The organism is Myxococcus sp. CA056 (genome assembly GCF_013336715.1).
Lineage (GTDB): Bacteria > Myxococcota > Myxococcia > Myxococcales > Myxococcaceae > Myxococcus > Myxococcus llanfairpwllgwyngyllgogerychwyrndrobwllllantysiliogogogochensis.
Map to the genome: position 1 here is coordinate 257,107 of NZ_JABUMT010000006.1, position 24,132 is coordinate 281,238.

The following is a 24,132-nucleotide window of genomic DNA, read 5'->3' on the forward strand; positions in this document are numbered from 1 at the left end:
CGACCTAAAGGCGACCTTGCCCATGGACGACCTCAAGAGCGTCACCGTCGGCTCCCTGAGAGAGCTGGCCCGGAAGCATCTGGGGAGCGGATACAGCAAGCTCAATAAGGAAGAGTTGATCGCCGCCCTTGCCGGGTTCGTGCCCGCGCTCGCGAAGCTTGCCCGGTTGGCGGGCATCGAGCTGCCGCGCAAGCGCCCCGCCGCGAAGAAAGTCTCGGCCGAGCCCGCCAAGGCCCCCAAGAGGCCTGAATCCACTCGGGAGGCTGCGGCGAAGGCCAAGGTCATGACGCCCTCCGCCAAGTCGAAGGCGTTGACCCGGACCGCTTCCAAGGCCGCTCCGCCAGTGAAGGCGCTGACCGTGACCTCGAAGGCGAAGGGGCAACCGTCAGTGAAAGCGGGACCTGTGTCGGCCAGGCCGACCGTGAAGGCCGGAGCGGCGTCATCCAGGGCGAAAGCACAGCCCCCCGTGAAAGTTCCGGCCACGCCATCCAAGGCGAAGGTCGCCGCCAGTTCGTCCAAGGCAAAGCCCCAGGTCGAGTCCAAGGCGAAGGTCTCAGCCAGCTCATCCACGGCGAAGCGTCAGGGCGAGCCCAAGGTGACGGTCGCCGCCAGCTCATCCGAGGCGAAGCGTCAGGCCGAGCCCAAGGTGAAGGTCGCCGCATTGTCCAAGGCAAAGCCCCAGGTCGAACCCAAGGTGAAGGTGGCCGCCAGTTCGTCCGAGGCGAAGCGTCAGGACGAGCCCAAGGTGAAGGTCGCCGCCAGTTCGTCCAAGGCGAAGCGTCAGGCCGAGCCCAAGGTGAAGGTTGCCGCCAGTTCGCCCGAGGCGAAGCGTCAGGACGAGGCCAAGGTAAAGGTCGCCGACGCATCGTCCAAGGCAAACAAGGCAAAGCCCCAGGTTGAGCCCAAGGCGAAGGTCGCCGCCGAACCGTCCAAGGCAAAGCCCCAGGTTGAGCCCAAGGCCAAGGTTGCCGCCGCACCGTCCGAGGTGAAGGTCGCCGCCGCATCGTCCGAGGCAAGGCCCCAGTTCGAGCCCACGGCGGAGATGGCCGCATCTGCCAAGGTGAAGGCGCAGCGAGCACCGAAGGTCTCCGCCGCTGCGACCACGACGAGCGAGGCACCCACGGAGGTGAATCGCTCGACGGTATCGGAAACGGAGCAGGCGCCTGCCGTCGCCGCGAAGTCGGTCCCCGCGACGGGGAGCGACTTCCCTGTCGAAACCGCCGTACCCATCATCGAGACGGCGAATCCCGCGGATTCGCTCTCCGCTGATAAACCGCGTGCAAAGACCCCACGGAAGGCGGCCACCGAGATGTCGGAGCAGGGACGTGTCTCCGCACCCAAACGCGTGGCGGCCAAGCGCGCTTCCGAGAAGCCGGACAGTCCACCCTCCGCGCGTCCGGCTCACATCGTGAACTTTCCACCCAAGCCTCGCGGTTCGCGCGACACCGCGACGTTCGCGGAGCCCGAGGTCGAGCCTGGTGCTCGTGCTGAAGCGGCCCCAGCCACCCCGTCCGAGCCAGGCTCGGGGACACCTCCCTCAGCGCCTCCGGTGGAACAGCATCCCGCCGAGCCGCTGATCGAGGGTTTCTTCGTCGCACGCGTCCGAGGTGAGGCAGAGGCCCGCCGGCATCATCTCCAGGAGCAAGCCGCGTCAACCTCGGCTCCCAGCGTTGGTGCGGAGTCCGAAGGACTGGAGCCACTTCCTGTCGAGTATCAGGACGACACCGCGCTGCTCCTCCCGAGGGACCCGCATACCCTCTTCGCCCTGTGGGATTTCAGTCCCGCCACGCGCGCGCGTGCGATGCACGGACTGGAGGATCCTCGGGCCGTCCTGCGTGTCTTCGATGGCGAGTCGCTCGTGCGCGAAGTGGATTGCGGACTCGAGTCGCGCGGCTACTACATCCACGGGCTTTCACCCGGGCGGCCGTACCGGTTCGAGGCGCATTTCGTCGGGCACGACGGGCGGAATCATCGCATCGGTCCTTCCAGCAATCGCGTGGCGCTTCCGCCAGCGGGCGTGTCGACGGATACCTCGGTGCGCTTCCTTCGCCGGCCCATTCCGGTGGAGCCCGAGGCACCCGTGGAGGCTCCCGTCGCCACCCCGACAGAGGAGAACCGCGAGCGCGAGTACGTCACGTGGCACCGCGTGAACCTACCCGGCAGCGCGGGTGTGAAGGACATTCCCGTCGTCCACCGTGAAGGTGTCGGGCCCGGTGTTCCCCCGTCCCCCGAAGGACCGGGCGCCCAGGTGGGCTCCGGGACCTATCTGCAAGGCATCGAGCGCGCACCGGGCGCCTCTGACCAGCGCTACCTCGCCTCGCATCGCTACCTGGATGCACAGGAGCGCGCGGCGGGTGCGTCGGACATGCGGTACGGGGACGGCGTCGTGCAGGCCACGTCGTCACCGCACGCGTTCGAGTATCTCGAACTGGGGCAGGTGCGCGCTCCTGGCGCCTCCGACCAGCGATACCAGGATGGCGCGGTGCGCGGAGAAGCGCAGGGCGCTCGTCCCGCGTATCAGTACCTGGACATCGGTCGTGCGCCAGGTGCCTCCGACATGCGCTACGCCGACCCCTCACAGCGGGCTCCCGCGAACACGGGCCCGGAGGAAGTCGCGTCCGCGCCCCGCGCCTCGGACCTGAACTACTTCGAGTCCCCGCCTCGTGCGTCGGGCGCTTCGGACCTGCGCTACTTCGAGTCACCACCTCGTGCTCACGGGGCCTCGGACCGGCGCTACTCGGACCTGTCGGGCAACACGACCCCTGGTGCGGTGACACACCCGTCAGGAACCTCGGAACAGGACGCGCACCGGAAGCCGCCCTCGGGCGGGGGCCGCTCGTGAACCCGCAAGGACACTTCGACCGACCATGAGCCTGGGCTCTCTCGCACTCGTCCTTCACGCGCATCTTCCGTTCGTCCGACACCCCGAGCACGAGGACTTTCTCGAAGAGGACTGGCTCTACGAGGCCATCTCCGAGACCTATCTCCCGTTGCTCCTCGCCTTCGACTCCCTGGCGGAAGACGGCATCCCGTTCCGGCTGTCGATGACGCTGTCTCCCACGCTCGTCACCATGCTGCGTGACGAGCTGCTGATGACGCGCTACTCGCGCAAGCTGGACCAGCTCTGCGAGTTGGGCGACCGCGAGGTCCACCGCACCCGGAACGACGCGACCTTCGGAAGACTGGCGCGCTTCTATCGCGACCACTTCGAGTCCCTGCGCCGGGCCTTCCACGACCGCTACCGTCGGGACCTCGTCGCCGCGTTCCGGCGCCTCCAGGACGCGGGCCACCTGGACATCCTCACGTGCAACGCGACGCATGGCTTCCTGCCGCTCATGCAGCAGGTGCCGGAGGCCGTGCGCGCCCAGGTCACGGTGGCCGCCAACCACTACCGTCAGAACTTCGGCAGGGACCCCGCGGGCATCTGGCTGGCTGAGTGCGGCTACTACCCGGGCCTGGAGCGCGTCCTGGCCGCCGAGCGCATCCGCTACTTCTTCGTGGACACGCACGGCCTGACGGACGCCACGCCGCGTCCACTGCATGGCCCCTACGCACCCATCTTCACCGAGTCGGGTGTCGCCGCCTTCGCGAGAGACCCGGAGAGCAGTCAGCAGGTCTGGAGCTCCGAGCACGGCTATCCGGGCGACCCGGACTACCGCGAGTTCTACCGGGACATCGGCTGGGACCTGGACCTGGACTACATCCGTCCGTTCATCCAGCCCACGGGGGACCGGAAGAACACCGGCTTCAAGTACTACCGCATCACCGGGAAGACGAACGACAAGCAGCCCTATGACCCGGAGCTGGCGCGCGAGCGCGCCGCGGTGCACGCCGGCAACTTCCTCTTCAACCGTCAGCGACAAATCGAGCACCTCGCCTCGCGCCTCGGAGGTCGCAAGCCCGTGGTCGTCGCGCCCTACGACGCGGAGCTGTTCGGGCACTGGTGGTTCGAGGGCCCGTGGTTCCTGGAAGCCCTCATCCGCAAGGCTGCCCGCGAGCAGTCCACGTTCGAGCTGGTGACGCCGTCGGACGACCTGCGCGAGACGCCGGAGAACCAGGTGGCCACGCCGCCGATGTCCTCCTGGGGCGCGGGCGGCTACGCCCATATGTGGCTGGATGGCACCAACGACTGGGTCTACCGCCACTTGACCCACTGCGCGCGGAAGATGGTGGAACTCGCGCGGGACTTCCCGGACGCCACGGTTCTGCAACGTCGCGCGCTCAACCAGGCGGCGCGGGAACTGCTGCTCGCCCAGAGCTCCGACTGGGCCTTCATCATGAAGACGGGCACCATGGTGGAGTACGCCAGGCGGCGAACCCAGGAGCACGTGCGGCATTTCCTCCGGCTGCACGACGAACTGCGCGCGGGCACCATCGACGAGGGCTGGCTTGCTCAATTGGAGGGCCGCGACAACGTCTTTCCGGAACTCGACTACCGTCTCTATTGCCCGGGGTGACCTTCCGGCACGTGGGCGTCGGGCTCGAATGTTTCGATGGATGACCGTGGGCCGTTTCGCTTGCGGGACAGCATTTCGGCTTTAGCTTGGGGAGCATATGAACCGTTCTTCCGTCGCGTTCCGGAGAGCCCTGGCCACCGCGCTGCTCCTCGCCGTCCCGTCGGCCTCGTGGGCGCAGGCTCCGGCGCCCGCTCCCGCGCAGGGCCAGCCCGGCAACCTCCAGCCGGCGACCCGGGAGGCGCAGGCGCTCCCTTCGCTGGCGCCGCTGGTGGACTCGGTGAAGTCCGCCGTCGTCAACGTGGACGTGCAGGCCCGTGGCGGTGGCGGAGGGCCGAGGGGCATGGAGGACAACCCGCTCTTCGACCGCTTCTTTGGCGGTGGGGGAGGCCGGGGAGGAGGGCGGGAGCAGCTCCGCCAGGGCGCGGGCTCCGGCTTCATCATCGAGCCGACGGGCATCGTGCTCACCAACAACCATGTGGTGGAGGACGCGGTGTCCATCACCGTGCGATTGGATGACGGGCGCTCGTTCTCCGCGGTCGTCGTGGGCAGGGACCCGCTCACCGACGTCGCGGTGGTGAAGATCAAGGACAAGGTGGAGGGGCTGCCCACGGTGAAGCTGGGCAACTCCGACGCGCTGCGCGTGGGCGACTGGGTCGTCGCCATCGGCAATCCCTTCGGACTGGCTTCCAGCGTCAGCCTGGGCATCGTCTCCGCGCGAGCACGCGATATCGGCGCGGGGCCCTACGACGAGTTCCTCCAGACCGACGCGGCCATCAACCCGGGCAACTCGGGCGGCCCGTTGTTCAACATGCGAGGTGAGGTCGTCGGCATCAACACCGCCATCGTCGGCGGCGGCACGGGCATCGGCTTCGCGGTGCCCAGCAACCTCGTCACGGCGCTGGTGCCCCAACTGGAGAAGGAAGGCTCCGTCACGCGCGCGTGGCTGGGCGTGGGCATCCAGGACCTGACGCGGGACTTGTCGAGCGCGCTCAAGCTGCCAGTGACGGAGGGCGCCATCCTCACGCAGGTGAATCCTGCCTCTCCGGCGGCGAAGGCGGGCCTGAAGTCCGACGACGTCGTCACCGCTATCGATGGGCAGCCGGTGACGTCCAGCGGCCAGCTCACTCGCACCGTGGCGCTCAAGCGCCCGGGCAGCACCTCCACGCTGACGGTGTTCCGTGAAGGCAAGAAGCAGGACGTGAAGGTGATTCTTGGCACGCGGCCCGATCTGGAGGGTGTGACTTCGCGCAAGCCGCAGGGCGACGACTCGCAGGAGAGCTCGCGCCGCGTGGGCGTCAGCCTCCAGAACCTGGATGCGCGCACCGCGCAGCAGGCGGGCTTCAATGAGCGCCAGGGCGCCCTCATCACCGACGTGGTGCCGGGCTCTCCGGCGGACCGCGCGCAGCTCGAGCCGGGCATGGTGGTGGTGGAGGCCAACCGCAAGCCGGTGAACAGCGCGGACGACCTGGCCAAGGCGATTCGCGCGGCGCCCGCCGGCAGCACGCTGCTCCTGCGCGTGGCGGCCCCGGGAGGCAGTCGCATGCTCCGCGCCCTGCGCATGCCGTAGTGGAGCGGCGGACATGAGCGTCAACTACGTCGCGCTCGGAGACAGCACCGCGGTGGGCGTGGGCGCGCCGCGCGGCGGGGGCTATCCCGAGCGCCTCGCCTCACGGCTGCGCCGAGAGGGGCTGTCAGTGGGGCTCACCAACCTGGGCGTCAGCGGGGCGCGCGTCCGCGACGTCTTCACCGGGCAGCTCAAGGCCACGGTGGCCGCGCAACCCACGCTGGTGACGCTGGGGGTGGGGACCAATGACCTCTGGCGCGGCACGGCGGTGGAGGACTTCCAGGAGGAGTTGGAGCGCATCGCCCGGCGTCTGAAGCAGACGGGTGCCCCCCTGGTGCTGGTGAACATCGCGGACATGGCGATGGCACCCGTCGCGAAGCTGGTGCCCAGTGCCCTCTACGAAGGGCGCATCGAGCCCTTCAACGCCGCCATCGCCCAGGTGGCGCGCACGGAGGGGCTGCACCTGGTGGACATGTATTCGGCGAGTCGGGAGATGTTTCCCCGCTCGCCGCACTTCTTCTCCGGGGATGGCTTCCACCCCTCCGAGGAAGGCTACGAGGAGTGGGCGGACCTGATGCTGCCCACGGTGCGCACGCTCGTGTCCCGCTGAGGCAGCGGGGCCGCGCGCTACGCCTTGGCCACGCCGCCGGGAGGAGCGCTGGCGGTCGGCTCGGTCGGAGGCGCGTGGGGGCCTCGCTCGCGACCGGGGTGGATCTCCATGCCCATCTCGAACGGCGTCGTGCGGTTGCGGCCCGTGCGCTTGCTGCAATAGAGGGCCGCGTCCGCGCTGTCGACGAGCCCCTCCTGCGTGTTGGCGTCGCTGGGGAAGTGGGACACGCCCACGGACACGGTGACGTGGCCGCCCGGGAGGCCGGGCTGGTTGAGCACGATGGTCTCCGCCACCGCGCGACGCAGCTTCTCCGCCACATCCACCGCGTCCTGCTTGGTGGAATGGGGGAGGAGAATGACGAACTCCTCGCCGCCGTAGCGCGCCAGCGTGTCGACCTTGCGCACGCGCGAGCGGAGGATGTCGCAGACGCGGCGGAGCGTCTCGTCTCCCGCCCGGTGGCCGGCCAGGTCGTTGAGGCGCTTGAAGTGATCCACGTCCACCATGAGCAGCGCCAGCGGCGTGCCGAAGCGCTGCGCTCGCGCCAGCTCCAGCTCCATGCGCTGGAAGAGGTGACGCCGGTTGGGCACCCCCGTCAGCGGGTCCGTCATGGTGAGCTTCACCGTCTCCGCGTGCAGCTGGGCGTTCTTCACGGCGGCCGCCGCGATGTCCGCCACCGCGGTGAGCAGCTCGATTTCCCCCGCCGAGAAGCTGGCGATGAGCGGACGCTGGAAGTTCACCACGCCCATGAGCGTGCCCGCGTGCACCATGGGCACCGCGAGCAGCGCGCCGGTGAGCATGGCGTCCGTCACCAGTCCGCGCCGCGCGAAGATGCTGGAGTGGTCCGCGACGTCCGGCAGGTACACCGCCTTGTGCGTCTGGGCCGCGCGGCCGCAGGCGCCTTCGCCCACGGAGAAGGTGAGCCCCTCCGAGCCACGGCCCTCCGGCCACGCCTGCTTCACCTCCAGCGCGCCCTCCGGACTGACGAGCATGATGGAGAACTCCGGAATCTGGAGGCGCTCCACCACCAGCCGGGTGACGGCCTCCAGCAGCTCGTCCAGCTCCAGCGTGGCGTTGAGGGAGCGCGTCACGTCGAACAGCAGCGACAGCTCGCGAAGCCGGTCTTCCAACTCGTCCTTGAGCGCGAGCTTCTCCTTCACCAGCTCCAGGTCGCGGTGGGTGTCGATCTCCTCCGCCTTCATCGCGGTGAGTCGCGCCAGCATCTGGTTGAAGGCGGCGCCCAGGCGCGCGATTTCATCCGTGCCGCGCACGTCCGCGCGCACCAGCAGATCTCCCGCCTCCGCGCGCCCCATGGCCGCGCTCAGCCGACGCAGCGGACGCGTGAGGTTGAAGTGCAGCGACAACGCGATGACGAGCGCGAGCAGGATGGCGAACACCGCCATGGACCCCAGCGCGCCACCGAACACCTTCGTCAGTTGCTGATGCAGCGCGGGCTCCGTCATCCGCATCTGCAGGACACTGGCGCCCGGAACCTCCCCGCGCGAGTGACAGCTCCCGCACTCCGGACCGCCCAGGGGCCGCACCACCTCCGTGACATCGTCCGCCGAGCGCGCCGTCTCCGGCCCGGGGCGGGTGAGCCGCGAGGCCTCCGGGTGCACCGAGCCGACCTCGGACGGCTCGCGAGACCAGCGCACACGTCCGTCTGGCGTCAGCACACGCACGTCCGCCACCGAGCGGAACAACCGCGTGTCCGAGTGGAGCACCTCCGCCACCGCGCCATGCGCGGGCGCACCGGGCCCCTGCGGCAACATGAACGTCGAGGCGACGAACTCCGCGAGTGCGAGGGACTCCACCTGCGTGGCGTCCTGCACCGCCACCCGCGCCTCGCGCCAGAAGTGGCCCACGCCCAGCAACGCCACCACCAACCCCGGCAGAGCGATGCTCCAGAGGAGCTTCCGGCCTACGGTGTCGGGACCCAAGGGCATGCGCGCGTTCGCGTCACTTCGTTCGAAAGGATTCAACTCGTTTCACGAAGAGTCCGCAGAATTGTCAATGGGCTGACGCGGACTGTCAAACGTACTTGCACGGGAATTTTATCATTCCGTTGGCGCATCCGGTTGGCGCACGTCGACGTCCGCGTGCGTCGGGGCGGGCGTGACGGTTAGAAGGGCCACCTCATGGCGACCGAGTTGCTCACGTCCTCGTTGCTTCCCGTTCCGCACGGCTTCGCGACTCGCGCGGGCGGTGTGTCCGAGGGGCCCTTCGCCTCGCTCAACCTGGGGTTCTCCACGGGAGATGACCGGGCGAAGGTGGAGGAGAACCTGCGCAGGCTGGCCACGGCGGCCGGTGCTCCGCTGGGCGCGCTGTCGCGTGTCTCCCAGGTGCACGGGGACCGGGTGCTGGAGGCCCGGGTGGAGGAGGGGGGCGACACGCTGCGGCCTCCCGAGGGCGAGGCGGACGGGCTTTGGACCGAAGTGCCCGAAACGTGGGTGGCCGTGGGCACGGCGGACTGCGTACCGGTGTTGCTGGTGGACCCGGACGGACGGCGTGTGGCGGCGGTGCACTCGGGGTGGCGTGGGACGGACGCGGACATCAGCGCTCGCGCGGTGGAGGCGCTGGTGGCGCGGGGGGCTCGGCCAGAGCGGCTGCTGGCGGCGGTGGGGCCCGCGATTCAGCGCTGTTGCTACGAAGTCTCGGCGGAGCTGGGGCAGCGCTTCACGACGCGCTTCGGCTCGGAAGTCGTGGCGGAGGAGGGCGGGCGCATCCGGTTGGACCTGTCACGGGCGGTGCGGCTGACGTTGCTGGGTGCGGGGCTGCGGGCGGCCCATGTGGACGTGCTACAGGCCTGTACCGCGTGCGAGCCCTCGCGGTTCTTCTCCCACCGGCGTGACGCGGGGCGTACCGGACGCCACCTCAACCTGGTGGTAAACAGGTTCTAGGCGGGGAGCGCCGGCCGTTTTCTTGACGCTCTCCGACGTGCCTTCCTATCCTCGGAGGGACTTTCATCCGTCGAGGCCCGTGCTCGAGCGCTCCGCCATCTTCCGCTTGCTCGCCGCAGCGCCGCTGTGCGCGCTGTGTGCTTGTGCCACCACCGCCGCCTCCCAGGCGGAGGTCGCGGCGCTGCAGGCGGAGCTGCGCACGCTGCGCGAGTCGCAGACGCGCCTGGTGGACCGGCTGGAGCGCCTGGAGGCGCATGCCGCCGTCGACCGCGCGCGGGACCCTGGTGCCCCCGCAGCGAAGCAGTCCTCCACGGTTCCCGTGCGAGTCACCGCGCTGGAGCAGGGTGGGGCGCTGACGTCGACCCCGGACCTGGCGGTGGTGAAGCTCAAGCCGCGCTTCGAGCCCGCGCCCAAGCTGTCCACGCAGGTGGCGGTGGTGGAGCCCGAGTCCGAGCAGGTGGAGATGTTCATCAGCTCGGTGCCGGACGGCACGCCTGGGTCCGCCTCGGGTGGCACCACCCTGGCGTCGACGGGTGGGGCCACCATGGTGACCACGCGGGAGGATGACCCCGCGGACCAGCCGGACCCGGATGTGCTCGAGGCCGACTACGAGAAGTCGGTGTCGCTCCTGCGCACCGGCAACGTGGAGGGGGGCGTGCAGCGCCTGCGCCGCTTCTCCGAGGAGAACCCCCGCCACCCGCGCGCGGACAACGCGCTGTACTTCAGCGGGCTGGGGCAGATGGGGCTCAACGAGTTCAAGGACGCCGCGAAGTCGTTCGAGCGGCTGATCGCCACCTATCCCGCCGGGGACGCCATGCTGGACGGCATGCTCCGGCTCGCCGAGTGCCGGATGCGGCTCAACCAGGCCGCGGATGCCCGGGCTCTCTACACGCGCGTCGTCACCCAGTTTCCGGGGACGGCCGCCGCCACGCAGGCGGAGCAGCGGCTCGCCGCCCTCCCGCAGTGAAGTCTTCTTCGAAAGGATGTCGTGCGATGCGCACCCGGATCCTCACCTCGCTGATGTTGAGCCTCGCCGTCGCCCCCGCCTGGAGCGCATTCGCGCAGCAGCAGGAGGGCAGCGACCCGGAGGACACCGAGGCCGGCGGTGAGACGGAAGGCGCGGAGGTCATGGACGAGGCGCCCGAGCGCCCCTCCGGCACCAACGTGACGCTGCCGCCCGGCGCGGCCAAGGGCCGTGACAGCGCCCCCGGCGTGGTCCACACCGTCGAGTCCGGTGACACGCTGTGGGACCTGTCCTCGCGCTACCTGGGCAGCCCCTGGTACTGGCCGAAGGTCTGGTCCTACAACCCGGAGATCGCCAACCCGCATTGGATCTACCCGGGCAACCAGGTGAGCTTCTTCGGCGGGGGCGAGGAAGTGCCCCAGCGCGTGGAGACCGGCGACGACACCGTCGACGTGGCCGCCCCCACGGAGCTGTCCGGCGGGGACATGGTCTCGGTGTCGGGCAAGATTGGCTACGACGTGTCCTCGTCGCGGCCGGTGACGACGCAGGGCTTCGTCACCGCCCGTGAGCTGGAGGAGGCGGGCCGCATCGAGGGCTCCCCGAACGGCGCGCTGATGCTGGCCTTCCCGGACAACGTCTACGTGCGCTTCAAGCGCAAGGCCGACGCGAAGGTCGGTGACCGCTACGTCGTCTTCCACACCACGCAGAAAGTGAAGCACCCGCGCTCGGGCAAGGAGCTGGGCTTCCTGACGGACTTCGTGGGCACGCTGCGCGTGGTGCGCGTGGACAAGGGCGTCGTCACCGCGCAGATCGTCGACACCTGGGACGGCATCGAGCGTGGCGACCTGGTGGGCCCCTACGGCGAGAAGCTCAGCGAGCGCGTCGCCCCCCGGCCCAACACGAAGGAGCTCAACGCCACCGTCGTGACGGCGCTGGTGCCGTACCTGTCGCTGCTCGGCGAGCACAACACCGTGGTGCTGGACAAGGGCAGCGCGGATGGCGTCCAGCTGGGCAACACCTTCCTCATCCTCCGCCAGGGCGACCCGTCCCGGCAGGTGCTGGGCAAGCCGGAGCTCCCCCCGCCGCCCGCGTCCGACAAGGCGCTGCCGTGGGAGAACATCGGCACGTGCATGGTCACCGAGGTGAAGGAGCGCACCAACAACTGCCTGATGATGCGCTCCACCGAGGAGATCAACACCGGCGACCGCGCGTACATGCGCGTCAGCCCCGCCCCCACCGCCAGCCGCTGATTCCGGCAGGAAAAGTGCATCCCCTCCCGTCCAGGAGGGGTTGAGTGCTTGACCGGTGGCGGTCCGGTGTTTATGTGTCGCGCCCCTCCCTGCGGACCCATCTTCTATATAGGTGGGAATGGAGGGGGGTTGGGTATGGCGGACGCTGAGACGGACAGCCTCACGGCGGAACAGCAGGCATGCCTGGCGCTCTGGGCCGTTCCCGGCCTGGGGCCGAGGACGCTGGCCGCCTTGCGCGCATTCGCCGACGGTCGTCTCGCTCCCCTGGCCGCGACTCCGGTAGGAGACTGGGTGTCCGAAGCGCCGGTTTCCCCACAAGTTCGTCGTCGGCTGGCGACCCTGGAGCGGCTCCCCGTCGTCGCGGAGCGGTTGCAGGAGGCGTGTCACGCAGGAGGCATGCGGGTGGCGTTCGCCGAACAGCGGACCTATCCGGAGCGTCTCAAGCAGGTGGAGGACGCGCCGCCCCTGCTGTTCCACCGGGGCCAGCCCGGGCCGCCGCGCAGGCGGGTGGCCATGGTGGGCAGCCGACATCCGGATCAGGGTTTCCTGCCTTTTGCCCGTGCCTTCGCCCGTCAGGTGGCCGAGGGTGGGGTGGGGGTGGTGTCGGGTGCGGCGGCGGGCGTGGACCGGGCGTGCCACTGGGGTGCACTGGACGTGGGCGCGGAGACGTGGGCTTTTCTGGGGTCGGCGCTGGATGCGTTGGACCCGGCGCAAGCCCGCCTGCTTCCTCACTTTTTGGAGAGGGGCGGGGTGTTCTTCAGCGAGCTGCCGCCTGGGGTGCGGGCAAGCACCTCCACGTTTCCCCGGCGCAACCGGCTCATCTCCGGCGCATCGGATGCGGTCCTGGTGATGAGGGCGGGGGCGGAGTCGGGCAGTTTGCACACGGCGAAGGCGGGGCGGGCGCAGGGCCGGCCGGTGCTGGCGATGCCGGGGGATGTACGTCAGGCGGATGCGGCAGGCTGCAACGCCCTGCTGCGGGAAGGGCACGCGAGTGCGTGCCTGGATGCGAAGGACGTCTGGCGGGCGGTGGGTGTTGACCCTGGGTGGATGGTGGCGCCGGGAAAGGCTGATTCGTGGGAAGGGCTCTCCGCGGAAGCGCGGGGCGCCTATGCGGTGTTGGACCGGATTCCCCGGACGTTCGATGAGGTGCTGACCGGGAGCACCCTCACACCCGCGGCGCTCGTCAGCGCGCTGGTGGAGCTGGAGATGACGGGGCTGGTCGTCCAGCACCCGGGCAGGCTGTACGAGAAGATCTAGGTAGGAGAGTCATGGCCACGCGGACGAAGAAGAAGGCGGAAGAGACCGAGGCGACCGAGGAAAAGGCGCCCCGCGAGGCGGCCGGTCGCACGGCCGCCAAGAAGAAGACTGCGGCCAAGAAGAAGCCCGCGGCCAAGAAGACCGCGGCCAAGAAGACCGCGGCCCGCCGGCGTACCACCAAGAAGGGTGACGACGACTCGCTGCCCGCCGTGGACGCGGACGCCGAGGAAGAGGCCACGCCGCGCGGCAAGGGGCCGCACTACCTGGTCGTCGTGGAGTCGCCCGCCAAGGCGAAGACCATCAAGAAGTACCTGGGCTCCGGCTACACGGTGAAGGCGTCCGTGGGGCACGTGAAGGACTTGCCCAAGAGCAAGATTGGCGTCGACGTGGAGCACGACTTCCAGCCCGAGTACGAGGTCATCAAGGGCAAGGAGAAGGTGCTCAACGAGCTGAAGAAGATGGCGAAGTCCGCCGACAAGGTCTTCCTGGCCACGGACCCCGACCGCGAGGGCGAGGCCATTGCGTGGCACATCAAGGAAGAGCTGGCGCATCCGGACGCGATGCGGGTGACCTTCAACGAAATCACCAAGAAGGCCATCCAGGAAGCCATCGCCCAGCCGCGTGAGCTGAACCAGGACAACTACGACTCGCAGCAGACGCGTCGCATCCTGGACCGCCTGGTGGGCTATCAAATCTCGCCGCTGCTCTGGCAGAAGATCCGCCGGGGCCTGTCCGCCGGACGCGTGCAGTCCGTCGCGGTGCGCCTCATCGTGGAGCGCGAGGCGGAGATCAAGGCCTTCGTCCCCGAGGAGTACTGGACGCTCGACGCGCTCCTGGAAGGCCCCACCGGCCCGCCGCCGTTCAAGGCCAAGCTGTCCAAGGTGGACGGCAAGAAGGTGGAGCTGAAGGACCGCGCCATCACCGAGGGCCTGGTCAACGAGCTGAAGGACGCCGCGTTCTCCGTGGCCAAGGTGGACCGCCGCGAGCGGCGCCGCAACGCGCCCGCGCCCTTCATCACCTCCAAGCTCCAGCAGGAGGCGGCCAACCGGCTGTCCTTCACCGCGAAGAAGACGATGACGCTGGCGCAGAAGCTCTACGAGGGCGTGCCCCTCGGCGAGGAAGGCCAGACGGCGCTCATCACGTATATGCGCACGGACTCCACGCGTCTGTCGGACGACGCCGTGAAGCAGGTGCGGGAGATGATCGGCTCCAAGTACGGCGCGGAGTACCTGCCGGAAGAGCCGGTGGTCTACAAGTCCAGGAAGAGCGCGCAGGATGCCCACGAGGCCATCCGCCCCACGTCGCTGGAGTACCCGCCGGAGCGCGTGCGGCCCTTCTTCGACGCGATGGACGAGCAGGACATGTTCCGGCTCTACGAGCTCATCTACAACCGCTTCGTGGCGTGCCAGATGAAGCCCGCTGTGTACGACCAGACGAGCGCGGACATCGCCGCGGGCCGGGCCACGTTCCGCGCCTCCGGCAGCACGCTGAAGTTCCCCGGCTACCTCGCGGTGTACGGCGCGGGCCTGACGCCGGAAGAGGAGTCGGAGAAGGAGAAGGCCAAGGCCGCGGGCGAAGAGGGCGCGGATGGCGCCGACGCCGTGGGCGACCTGCCGCTGCTCAACGACAACGACAAGCTGGGCCTGCAGAAGCTCCTGCACGAGCAGCACTTCACCCAGCCGCCCCCGCGCTTCAGCGAGGCCACGCTGGTGAAGGAGCTGGAAGAGAAGGGCATTGGCCGCCCGTCCACCTACGCGGCCATCCTCTCCACCATCCAGGACAAGAAGTACGTGGAGAAGCTCGAGGGCCGCTTCCGGCCCACGGACCTGGGGCAGATGACGAACGAGATGCTCGTCAAACACTTCCCCCACGAACTGGACGTCACCTTCACCGCGACGATGGAGGAGAAGCTCGACCAGATCTCCGAGGGCGAAGCGAAGTGGGTGTCGGTGCTGCGCGACTTCTACGGGCCCTTCAAGGACACGCTCGAGAAGGCGAAGGCGGAGATGCGCGACGTCAAGCGCGAGGAGATCAAGACCGACATCGCCTGTGAGAAGTGCAGCAACCACTTCGTCATCAAGTTCGGAAAGATGGGGCACTTCCTCGCCTGTTCGAACTACCCCGACTGCAAGAACACCAAGGACTTCAAGCGGGATGCCGAGGGGAAGATCGTCATCGTCGAGGAAGAGACGACGGACGAGCTGTGCGAGAAGTGCGGCAAGCCCATGGTCATCAAGCGCGGACGCTTCGGGCGCTTCATGGCGTGCTCGGGCTACCCGGACTGCAAGACGTCCAAGCCCATCTCCATCGGCGTGGGTTGCCCGGAGTGCAAGCAGGGCTACCTGACCGAGCGCCGCAGCGGCCGCGGGAAGATCTTCTTCGGCTGCAACCGCTACCCGGACTGCCGCTTCGCCGCGTGGGACCGGCCCCTGGCGGAGGCGTGCCCGGATTGTGCGTCGCCGTATCTGCTCCAGAAGTTCTCCAAGCGGGACGGCGCGTACGTCGCCTGCCCGAACAAGGAGTGCGGTTACCGGCGGGAGGTCGCTGAGCAGTCGGGCGTCCCCACGGACCCGGGAACGTCGTCGGCGGCCTGAAAACCCAAGTGTTTACAGGGGGCTGGCCCGTCCGTGGCTTGACAGCTTCGGCGGGCCCGCCCTACAACCCGACCAATGATTTCCTCGGTGGTCAGCGAGCTGCTGGTCAACGCGAGCCTCGCGGCCGCGGACGCCGGAAAGCTCGGCGTCACGGACTCCGTCATCAAGTTCTTCAAGGATGGCGGTCCGTTCATGTTCGTGAACCTGTTCTGGCTGGCGTGCGCGCTGGCGGTGGCGTTGGAGCGCATCGTCACGCTGGTGTTCCGCTACAACCTGAACCCGGCGCCCTTCATGGAGCAGATCTCCAAGCTGGTGCGCGGCGGCAACCTGGACCGCGCGGTGAAGGTGTGCGGCATGGCGCCGACCGCGCCCCTGGCCAAGGTCATCCGCGCGGGGCTGGTGCACGCGAACCGGGGTGAAATCGAGGTGGCCAAGGCAGTGGAAGAGGCCCTCATCGAGCACAGCCCGCATGTGTCCAAGCGCATCCCCTGGCTGTGGTCCCTGGCGAACATCGCCACGCTGGTGGGCCTGGTTGGCACCATCTTCGGCCTCATCGGCACCTTCCAGGCGCTGGGCGACGTGCCGGCGGACCAGAAGCAGCGGCTGTTGTCGGACGGCATCTCCAAGGCGATGAACAACACCGCCTTCGCGCTCTCCATCGCGGTGGTCTGCATCATCTTCCACCTGTTCCTCACGTCGTACGCGAAGAGCATGGTGGAGAGCCTGGAGCTCAACGCGCTGAAGCTGGAGAACCTCCTGTCGCGTCGCGGCAGCGTGGACCCGGCGGCCACGGAGCTCGAAGCCCGCGCGTCGTAGGGCGGGGCGAGCGCGCGCCATGGCGTTCCACTACTCCCGCCGCAAGCTGAAGGTCCGCGAGGAAGAAGAGTCGGGCGAGCTGAACGTCGTCCCGTACCTCGACATCCTCATGAACCTCATCATCTTCATGCTGCTGTCGATTACGGGGCTGACCTCGTTCGGCATCCTCAACGTGAGCGCGCCAGGCTACGGCGCGCCGTCCACGGGGATGACGCCAGAGTCGCCGAGCGACGAGCCGAAGCTCACGCTGTCCGTGCTCATCTCCCGCAAGGGCCACTTCGTCAGCAGTGAGAACGCCATCCTCGGAGAAGGCGGCGCGCCCACGGTGCCGACGACCGCCGACGGCGTCTACGACTACGCCGCGCTCAACGCGTGGATGGTGAAGATAAAGACCGAGTTTCCCAAGGAGACGAAGGTCATCGTCGGCGCGGACGCGGATGTGCCCTACGACGTGCTCATCCAGACGATGGATGCGTTGCGCGAGGAGCAGGGTCCCCAGCGCCGGTTGCTGTTCCCCGATGTCACCCTGGCGGGGACCTGAGCCATGTCCTCCGAACCCATGTCGCACGCGCCTGATGCCGTCGACGAGGAGGCCCTGGCGCGGCTGCGCTTCCGCCGGGCGCTGTCTCGCAAGAAGCGCAAGGAGCGCGACGCGGCGGGAGAAATCAAGGAGCTGAACATCACCGCGATGATGGACATGATGACCATCCTCCTGGTGTTCCTGCTCAAGTCCTTCGCGTCGTCCTCCGCGGCGGTGACGGCCTCCGAGGACGTCCGGCCGCCCATCTCCACCACGCGCGCCACGCCGCAGGACACCATCGCCGTCACCATCACCGCCAAGAGCCTGCTGGTGGGGGAGCGGGAGGTGCTGCGGCTGCAGAACGGTCAGCTCCCCGCCGAGGCACTCCAGGGCCGGCTGGTGCTCCCGCTCGACGCCCGGTTCAAGAAGGAAGTGGAGAAGCTGAAGTACATCGCCGAGCGCAACCCTCAGGCGCCCTTCAGCAAGGAGCTGTCGGTCATCGCGGACCGCAAGGTCCCCTACGATTTGCTCCTCAGCGTGCTCTACACGGCGGGACAGAACGAGCTGGAGAACTACCGCTTCGTCGTCCTCAAGAAAGAGGGCGACTGAAGAACGAGCGGCGCTCCCCGGCGGAACCAGGGAGCGCCCGCCTGTCACGTCACCGGCACAGGGCTACAGCGACGGCGTCGCGTAGTGCCCGCCGCGTGTGTCCTGCTCGTGCTGCTCGGCGTCCTCCGCGCAGCGGATGGCGAAGGGCAGGGCTTCCAGGCGGTCCATGGAGATCTCCTGGCCGCAGTCCACGCACTCGCCGAAGACGCCCGTGTCCATGCGCAGCAGCGCGGCGTCGATGAGCATGACCTCGCGGCGCTGGGCCTCCATCAGACTGGACAGGGTGTAGTCCGCCAGCTCCGACTGGGCGTTCTCCTCGTACTCGGGATCCCGCTCCTGCTCCTTGAGCGCGGTCAGCTCGCGGTGCGTGCCGCTGCTGGTGGTGAGGATTTCCCGCCTGCGGCGCTGAAGAATCTCGCGAACCTTCAGCAAATCTTGGGCTCGGCTCATGGTGGCCTCGTTTCCGTGTTGCTGTCTTCGAGTGCGTTGTGCGCTCGCTCGGAAGAACGCTGCCTCGAGCGATGAACGCGAGAAACGTAGGGGTGCAACCCAGGTGGGGAAACCGCGCCTTCCAACCAGGGGCGAAGGTGGCTCGGGGGGCAGGCGGCCGGACGTGGGGCCCTGGACAAGACGCCGGGTTGACGCCCATGGCTTCGCGAGTGGGACAGGGCGTGCCAGTCCTGCTAACTGTTCGCTGACGGGCTGGCGCTCGGCGCTCCCGGGAGGAACAGGATGGCGGACGTGAAGCAGCAGCGGGTGACGGTGATTGGCGGCGGCCTGGCCGGTACGGAGTGCGCATACCAGCTCGCCCGCCGGGGCGTGCCGGTGGTGCTGCGCGAAATGAAGCCCCACAAGCGTTCTCCGGCGCACAAGTCGGATCAGCTCGCGGAGCTGGTGTGCAGCAACTCGCTGCGCTCGGACAACCCGGAGAGTGCCATTGGCCTGCTGCACGCGGAGCTGCGCTCGCTGGGCTCTCTGATTCTGAGCAGCGCGGATGCCCACCGGGTACCCGCCGGAGACGCGCTGGCGGTGGAGCGCGAGGGCTTCTCCAAGGCCATCACCGAGTCGCTGCTGCGCCAGGCGGGCGTGGAGCTGGTGGCCGGCGAGGTGGAGACGCTGCCAGAGGAGGGCCCCGTCGTTGTGGCCACCGGGCCGCTGACCTCGGATGCCCTCACTCGTGAGCTGGAGCGGCACGTGGGGCAGAAGCTCTATTTCTACGACTCCATCGCCCCCATCCTCTCCGGAGACTCCATCGACCTGACGGTGGCCTTCCGACAGAGTCGCTACGGCAAGGGCGGCGGCGACGACTACCTGAACCTGCCGATGAACCGCGAGGAGTACTACCGCTTCATCGCCGAGTTGAAGGCGGGGCAGAAGGTGGTGCCGCACAGTTTCGAGGAACCGAAATACTTCGAAGGCTGTCTGCCCATCGAGGTCATGGCGGAACGCGGCGACGACACCCTGGCCTACGGGCCGATGAAGCCGGTGGGACTCCGGGACCCTCGCACGGGCCAGGAGCCGCACGCGGTGGTGCAGTTGCGCATGGAGGACCGCGCCGGTACGTCCTGGAACATGGTGGGCTTCCAGACGCGCCTGACGTGGGGCGAGCAGAAGCGCATCTTCGTCTCCTGCATCCCCGGCCTCCAGAACGCGGAGTTCCTCCGGATGGGGCAGATTCACCGCAACACCTTCATCGACTCGCCCCGGCTGCTGTCGGCTGACTTGTCCCTGAAGACCGAGCCCCGGGTGTTCTTCGCGGGGCAGGTGTCCGGCGTGGAGGGGTACGTGGAGAGCGCGGCGTGTGGCTACCTGGTGGCGCTGGCGCTGCACGCGCGCTTGAGCGGGAAGGAGTGGGTGCCGCCCCCGGCGACGACGGCGCTGGGCTCGCTGTTCCGTCATGTGACGGGCGAAGCGCACCCGCCGGACTACCCGCATCAGCCCTCCAACATCATCTATGGCCTCTTCCCGCCGCTGACCGGGCGGATGAAGAAGGCGGACAAGCGGGCGGCGTACTCGGCCCGCGCGAAGCAGGACCTGGCGGCGTGGCTGCCGCACGCGGGTGTCCCCTCGTCGGGCACCCCGGAGCTTGAGGAGCAGAGGAGCGCATGATGCGGCCGAGGCTGGGACGACTTCTGGGCGCGGGCCTGATGGCCTCGCTCATGGTGGCGGGCACGGGGTGCAAGAAGGGCGAGGACAGCGGGGCGAAGGGGAATGCCCCCGCCGCGACGGCCTCGGGTGGCTCCGCGCCTCCGAGCCGCGCGTCCGCGCCGAGCAGCTCCGGACGTGGCGCGCCCGCTGGAGCAGGGCAGGGCCTGCTGCTGGCGGCGGGCCGCGCGGCGGACCTGCGGCTGACGTCGGACGGACGCTTCGCCACGTACCTGTTGAACGGGCAGAAGCCCCGGCTGGACGGCGTGCCTCCGCAGATGTTGCTCGGGGAGCTGTTCGTGGTGGCCGTGGAGGGGGGCGAGCCGCGCAAGCTGGGCGACAGCGTGACGAACGTGCCGGGCGGGCTGCTGTTCTCGGCGGACTCGAAGCACGCGCTGTACCTCACCGGCTACAACCCGGCCTCGCAGTCCGGCTCGCTCAACGTGGCGGTGCTGGATGACGCGAAGGCGGAGCCGACGGTGCTGGGCACGGCGGTCAGCTACATGCTGCCGTCGCCGGACGGGACGAAGCTGGCCTTCGTGGACGGCGGCAAGCTGAAGCTGGGCCCGCTGCCCTCGGGGCCGTTCGTCGACGTGGCGGCCGAGGTGAGCACCGCGCAGTTCACCTCCGACAGCAAGACGCTGCTGCTCAAGCGGCGGCTGTCCGCCGCGGGTGGCCTCGCGGCGGTGTCGGTGGAGAAGCCCGAGGAGGCGCCGCGCAAGCTCGCGGACCAGGTGGGTGACTACGCCGTGTCTCCGGATGGTCAGCGCGTGGCCTTCCAGGTGCGCAGTGAGTCCGTGCGCGGGCTCTACGACTTGTACCTGGCGGAGCTGCCGGCGCAGAAGCCGAAGCGGCTGGCCGTGGCGGCGCAGGCCTTCGGGTTCTCTCCGGATGGCAAGTGGCTGGCGCGCTCGGAGAACGGCAAGCCGGACGTGCCGGGTGACTTGTACGTGGGCCCTGCCTCCGGCGGGCCGGGCCGCAAGGTGGGCGAGCGCGTGGAGATCTTCTCCTTCTCCCCGGACTCGCAGGCCGTGGGCTTCCTGGACAGGTACGACGTGACGGCGCGCGCGGGCTTGATGGCCGTGGCCTCGCTGCCGGATGGCGCGCCCAAGCGGGTGGGGGACCGTGTGCCCAACTTCGTCTGGGGCTCGGACGCGCGCTACGTGGCCTTCCTTTCGCGCTTCCTCAAGCCGGAGTACTCCGTGGACCTGATGCTCTATCCCCTGGGCGCGGAGAAGGCGGAGAAGGTGCACCGGGGCGTCTTCGGCTACGGCTTCATGCCGGGCAACGGGCAGGTGGTGTTCCGCGCCAACTGCATCCGCAACGGACGCGCGTGTGACTTCAAGGCGCTCGAGCTGCCCCAGAAGGCGGACCCGCAGACGTGGCTCCAGGGCATCTTCAGCTACAAGCTCTCCGCGGATGGTCAGCGCGTGCTGGCGACGTCGGCGCGGATGGACTCGGACACGTACGACATCGCCGTGTACGACGCGAAGACGCAGGCGCGAAAGCCGTTGGACCAGGGCGTCCAGGTGCCGGTGTACTTCGGCGGCAAGGATGACTCGCGCGCCGTGTACATCATCTCCCAGGGGCCGAAGGCCGGCGTCTACAGCGTGTCGGCCCTCCCGTAGTCGCGCGTCGCGTGGGGTTCACCGGAGCGTGAGTTGGAAGCTCACGCCTCCGGGCCCGACGCTGAAGCCCGCGTGGGGGCCGAAGAGGAGCAGGGAGAACAGGGCCATTCCCAGGCACATGAGGGCGACCTTTCGACCCGTGCGCAGGGAGTGGAAGAACGTCGTCTCGTAGTTGGCTCCCACGAAGCGCAGCGCGAAGAGCAGGCCAACGGGCAGCAGCGGCGTCTCGTTCACCGTGAACCAGAGGGTGGAGAGCGCGAGCAGTTGGTAGTAGCGCTTGCGGCTCAGGTGGAAGCGGTCGTCGTATTCGGCGGCGGCGTGCATGGGCTGCCTTTCTTTCGTGCGAGGCCAGGTGTGCCGCCGCGTCGATTGCAGGGGGCTCGCCACTCGCAGGCGCACGTCGTTCCGGTGGCTTGGAGCGCGCCGTCGTCCGGGTGATGGGACACCCGGTCCGACGTGACAGCCGAGCGGCTGGCCTCATGAAGAGACGCTGCTTCGGAGCCGTGCGAGGTGACGTCGGGTGTGCTTAGGTCCGCCGCCTGTATGACTTCGACTCCGCTCACCTATCGCCGCTATGGCGGCTCGCTCCAGGTCGACATTCCTTCCTTCGATGTGCTCGTGGAGGCCGCGCGCATTCCCGAGACGCAGTGGATCGCCACGGCGTGTCCGCTGGAGGGGCTGAGCTGCGACCCGGCCTTCCTCAAGTTCCTGGACACGGACGGCAATGCGCGCGTCCGCGTGGCGGAGGTGCGCGCCGCGGTGGCCTGGGCCGCGAAGCACTTGAAGGACCGGCGCGGCGCGGACGCGAACAGTGACGTGCTGGACTTGAACGCGCTGTCCTCGGACGCGGCCTCGCTGCGGACCGCGGCGGAGATGATTCTGCGCACGGTGGGCGCGCCAGACATGGGGCGCATCTCGCTTGGCCAGGTGCGAGCGAGCGACCTGGAGCTGCGCAAGTCGGGGCAGAACGGTGATGGCATCATCGCCCCGGAGCGCCTGCCGGAGTCCCTGCGCCCGCTCGCGAAGGACGTCATGGCGTCCTTCCCCGAGTTGAAGAACCGCTCGGGCGAGGCGGGCGTGGATCGGCCGATGCTGCAGCGCTTCCGCGAGGCTCGCGAGGCGCTGCTGGCCCATCTGGGCAAGCGTGGCGACGTCTTCGTGTGGGGCGAAGAGAGCGAGTCGCGCGCGCGACGCATCCGCGAGGTGGCGCCGCTGCTGGACACCTACTTCCTCCAGTGCCGCCTGGTGGCGGTGCAGCCGGAGGCCGCGGCCAACTTGAGGCTGCGCGCGGAGCGGGTGGAGAGCTCGCTGGGTGACTCGGCCGCGCTGGGCAAGGCGGCGGGGGATCTGCCCATCGCGGTGCCGGAAGCCTCGGGCGTGTTGGAGTGGGCGCGGCTCTTGCGCGGTCCCTCCTATGAGCAACTGCAATCGTTCCGTCGCGACGTCGCCGCGCCGGTGACGGGAGACTCGGAGCGCCTGTCGGACACGGCGTGGCGCGAGCTGGTGGCGAAGGCGGACGCCGTGCTCGCATGGTTCACCCAGCGCGAGGCGAACCCGGTGCACAAGCTGGCCGACTCGCTGCCCACCGTGTCGCTCACGGACCTGGACGCCATCGATGCGGCCAGTCAGGCGGACCTCTCGCTGGCGCCCACGCTGGCCGCCATCGTCGAGCTGGAGCGACTGGTGCTCTACCAGCGCTGGCTGCTGGTGTTCGCCAACAACTTCATCAGCATGCCCAACCTCTATCTCCCCAAGGCGCCCGCGCTGATGGAGAAGGGGACGCTCATCCTCGGCGGACGCAAGTACACGCTGTCGGTGCTCGCGAAGAACCGCGCGGAGCACGCGGCGCTCACGAGCCAGGGCACCACGTGCATCCTCTACGTGCTGGTGGCGCCCAAGGACGGCACGCCCGGCTACGAGGTGGCGGTGCCCGTCACACGCGGCCGGAGCACGGACCTGGTCGTGGGCAAGCGCGGCGTCTTCTACGACGTGGATGGCCAGGAGCACGACGCCACGGTGACGCATGTCGTCCGCCAGCCCGTGTCGCTGTGGGAGTCGATGACCATGCCCTTCACTCGCATGGCCTCGTTCATCACCGGCAAGATTGAAGGGCTCGCGTCGGCGGGGGAGAAGACCTTCGACGCCACGCTGGAGCAGGGGTATTCGCAGACCGTGGCTGCGGCGCCCGCTCCCGTCGCGGCTCCGGCGGCGGCTCCGGCCCCATCTCCCGGTGGGCTCGCGGGAGTCATCGCGGCGGGCAGCATCGCGGCGGCGGCGTTGGGCTCGTCCTTCGCGTTCATCGTCACTCAGGTGAAGTCGCTGACGATGGTGGACGTCATCACCGCGGCGTCCCTCATCGCCATCGTCGTCATGGCGCCCGCGGGCCTGCTCGGCTGGCTGAAGCTGCGGCGCCGCAATCTGGCGCTGCTCCTGGAGGGCTCCGGCTGGGCGCTCAATGACCGCCTCATGTTGACGCATGGACTGTCCACGCTCGTGACCCGGCGTCCGAGGCTGCCCCGGGGAGCGCGCGTGGACCGACGGGACATGGTCCGCCCGGCGATGCTCGCCCAGCAGGACGAGGATGGCGAGACGGAGGGGCTGTCCGGCTGGGCTCGGTTCGGGCTCGGGGCGCTCATCTTCTTCGTGCTGCTCTGGCAGGTGCGCAACCCCATCCTCACGTGGATGTGTGAGAAGGCGTGGCTGTCAGACGCCACGTGTGTCGCGCTGCTGCCCGCGCCGACGCCCGTTGCTCCCGCCGTGCCACCCGCCGTGCCGACGAAGTAGGGGTTTCGCGGGGCCCGGAATCTTGCGAGCCTCTCCG

18 protein-coding genes are annotated in these 24,132 nt (G+C 68.9%); 15 read left to right on the forward strand and 3 right to left on the reverse strand.

Annotated features, from left to right (window positions below; all coding sequences use genetic code 11):
- Positions 1-22: 22 nt before the first annotated feature.
- From HUA76_RS25695 to HUA76_RS25710, 4 genes are all read left to right on the forward strand, one after another.
- Complete coding sequence (locus HUA76_RS25695; protein WP_174462352.1) at positions 23-2,842, forward strand: DUF4912 domain-containing protein; 2,820 nt, start codon at positions 23-25, stop codon at positions 2,840-2,842.
- 25 nt (positions 2,843-2,867) lie between these two features.
- Positions 2,868-4,457 (forward strand): glycoside hydrolase family 57 protein, encoded by a 1,590-nt coding sequence (locus tag HUA76_RS25700; RefSeq protein WP_174455209.1) that lies wholly within the window; start codon positions 2,868-2,870, stop codon positions 4,455-4,457.
- 97 nt (positions 4,458-4,554) lie between these two features.
- Positions 4,555-6,024, forward strand: a complete 1,470-nt coding sequence (locus HUA76_RS25705) for a trypsin-like peptidase domain-containing protein (RefSeq protein ID WP_174462353.1) — start codon at positions 4,555-4,557, stop codon at positions 6,022-6,024.
- A gap of 13 nt (positions 6,025-6,037) precedes the next feature.
- Positions 6,038-6,631, forward strand: coding sequence for an SGNH/GDSL hydrolase family protein (locus HUA76_RS25710; RefSeq protein WP_174455211.1), 594 nt, complete (start codon positions 6,038-6,040; stop codon positions 6,629-6,631).
- 17 nt (positions 6,632-6,648) lie between these two features.
- Here HUA76_RS25710 and HUA76_RS25715 read toward each other — a convergent pair whose 3' ends face one another.
- Positions 6,649-8,574 (reverse strand): diguanylate cyclase, encoded by a 1,926-nt coding sequence (locus HUA76_RS25715; protein ID WP_174455212.1) that lies wholly within the window; start codon positions 8,572-8,574, stop codon positions 6,649-6,651.
- A 192-nt stretch (positions 8,575-8,766) separates the two neighbouring features.
- Between HUA76_RS25715 and pgeF the strand changes: the two genes are divergently transcribed.
- The 8 genes from pgeF (at position 8,767) to HUA76_RS25755 (ending at position 17,538) form a co-directional block, all read left to right on the forward strand.
- Positions 8,767-9,528 carry a peptidoglycan editing factor PgeF gene (gene pgeF / locus HUA76_RS25720; protein WP_174455213.1) on the forward strand — a complete coding sequence of 254 codons (762 nt, stop codon included), beginning with the start codon at positions 8,767-8,769 and terminating at the stop codon, positions 9,526-9,528.
- 79 nt (positions 9,529-9,607) lie between these two features.
- Positions 9,608-10,495: a tetratricopeptide repeat protein gene (locus HUA76_RS25725; protein WP_174462354.1), complete on the forward strand. Its 888-nt coding sequence runs from the start codon at positions 9,608-9,610 to the stop codon at positions 10,493-10,495.
- Between the two features lie 26 nt (positions 10,496-10,521).
- Complete coding sequence (locus HUA76_RS25730; protein WP_174455214.1) at positions 10,522-11,742, forward strand: LysM peptidoglycan-binding domain-containing protein; 1,221 nt, start codon at positions 10,522-10,524, stop codon at positions 11,740-11,742.
- Between the two features lie 135 nt (positions 11,743-11,877).
- The gene (locus HUA76_RS25735; protein ID WP_174455215.1) at positions 11,878-12,999 is read left to right on the forward strand and encodes a DNA-processing protein DprA; all 1,122 of its coding nucleotides are present in this window, start codon (positions 11,878-11,880) and stop codon (positions 12,997-12,999) included.
- Positions 13,000-13,010: 11 nt separating this feature from the next.
- Complete coding sequence (gene topA, locus HUA76_RS25740) at positions 13,011-15,593, forward strand: type I DNA topoisomerase (protein ID WP_174462355.1); 2,583 nt, start codon at positions 13,011-13,013, stop codon at positions 15,591-15,593.
- Between the two features lie 75 nt (positions 15,594-15,668).
- On the forward strand, positions 15,669-16,409 hold the full coding sequence (locus tag HUA76_RS25745) for a MotA/TolQ/ExbB proton channel family protein (RefSeq protein WP_141648809.1): 741 nt from the start codon (positions 15,669-15,671) through the stop codon (positions 16,407-16,409).
- Positions 16,410-16,428: 19 nt separating this feature from the next.
- Positions 16,429-16,950 (forward strand): biopolymer transporter ExbD, encoded by a 522-nt coding sequence (locus tag HUA76_RS25750; RefSeq protein ID WP_174462356.1) that lies wholly within the window; start codon positions 16,429-16,431, stop codon positions 16,948-16,950.
- An 18-nt stretch (positions 16,951-16,968) separates the two neighbouring features.
- Positions 16,969-17,538, forward strand: a complete 570-nt coding sequence (locus tag HUA76_RS25755) for a biopolymer transporter ExbD (protein WP_174455276.1) — start codon at positions 16,969-16,971, stop codon at positions 17,536-17,538.
- A 63-nt stretch (positions 17,539-17,601) separates the two neighbouring features.
- On the opposite strand, the gene HUA76_RS25760 is transcribed toward HUA76_RS25755, so the two are convergent.
- Positions 17,602-17,988, reverse strand: coding sequence for a TraR/DksA C4-type zinc finger protein (locus tag HUA76_RS25760; RefSeq protein WP_141648807.1), 387 nt, complete (start codon positions 17,986-17,988; stop codon positions 17,602-17,604).
- A 282-nt stretch (positions 17,989-18,270) separates the two neighbouring features.
- Here HUA76_RS25760 and trmFO point away from each other — a divergent pair, with 282 nt between their 5' ends.
- Together trmFO and HUA76_RS25770 are read left to right on the forward strand one after the other, a co-directional pair.
- Positions 18,271-19,647 carry a methylenetetrahydrofolate--tRNA-(uracil(54)-C(5))-methyltransferase (FADH(2)-oxidizing) TrmFO gene (gene trmFO / locus HUA76_RS25765; protein ID WP_174462357.1) on the forward strand — a complete coding sequence of 459 codons (1,377 nt, stop codon included), beginning with the start codon at positions 18,271-18,273 and terminating at the stop codon, positions 19,645-19,647.
- Positions 19,644-21,311: a PD40 domain-containing protein gene (locus HUA76_RS25770; RefSeq protein WP_174455218.1), complete on the forward strand. Its 1,668-nt coding sequence runs from the start codon at positions 19,644-19,646 to the stop codon at positions 21,309-21,311. The genes trmFO and HUA76_RS25770 overlap by 4 nt, the downstream gene beginning before the upstream one ends.
- Positions 21,312-21,329: 18 nt before the next feature.
- Here HUA76_RS25770 and HUA76_RS25775 read toward each other — a convergent pair whose 3' ends face one another.
- Complete coding sequence (locus tag HUA76_RS25775; RefSeq protein ID WP_174455219.1) at positions 21,330-21,635, reverse strand: hypothetical protein; 306 nt, start codon at positions 21,633-21,635, stop codon at positions 21,330-21,332.
- Positions 21,636-21,854: 219 nt separating this feature from the next.
- Between HUA76_RS25775 and HUA76_RS25780 the strand changes: the two genes are divergently transcribed.
- Complete coding sequence (locus HUA76_RS25780; protein WP_174462358.1) at positions 21,855-24,095, forward strand: kinesin; 2,241 nt, start codon at positions 21,855-21,857, stop codon at positions 24,093-24,095.
- Positions 24,096-24,132 lie beyond the last annotated feature (37 nt).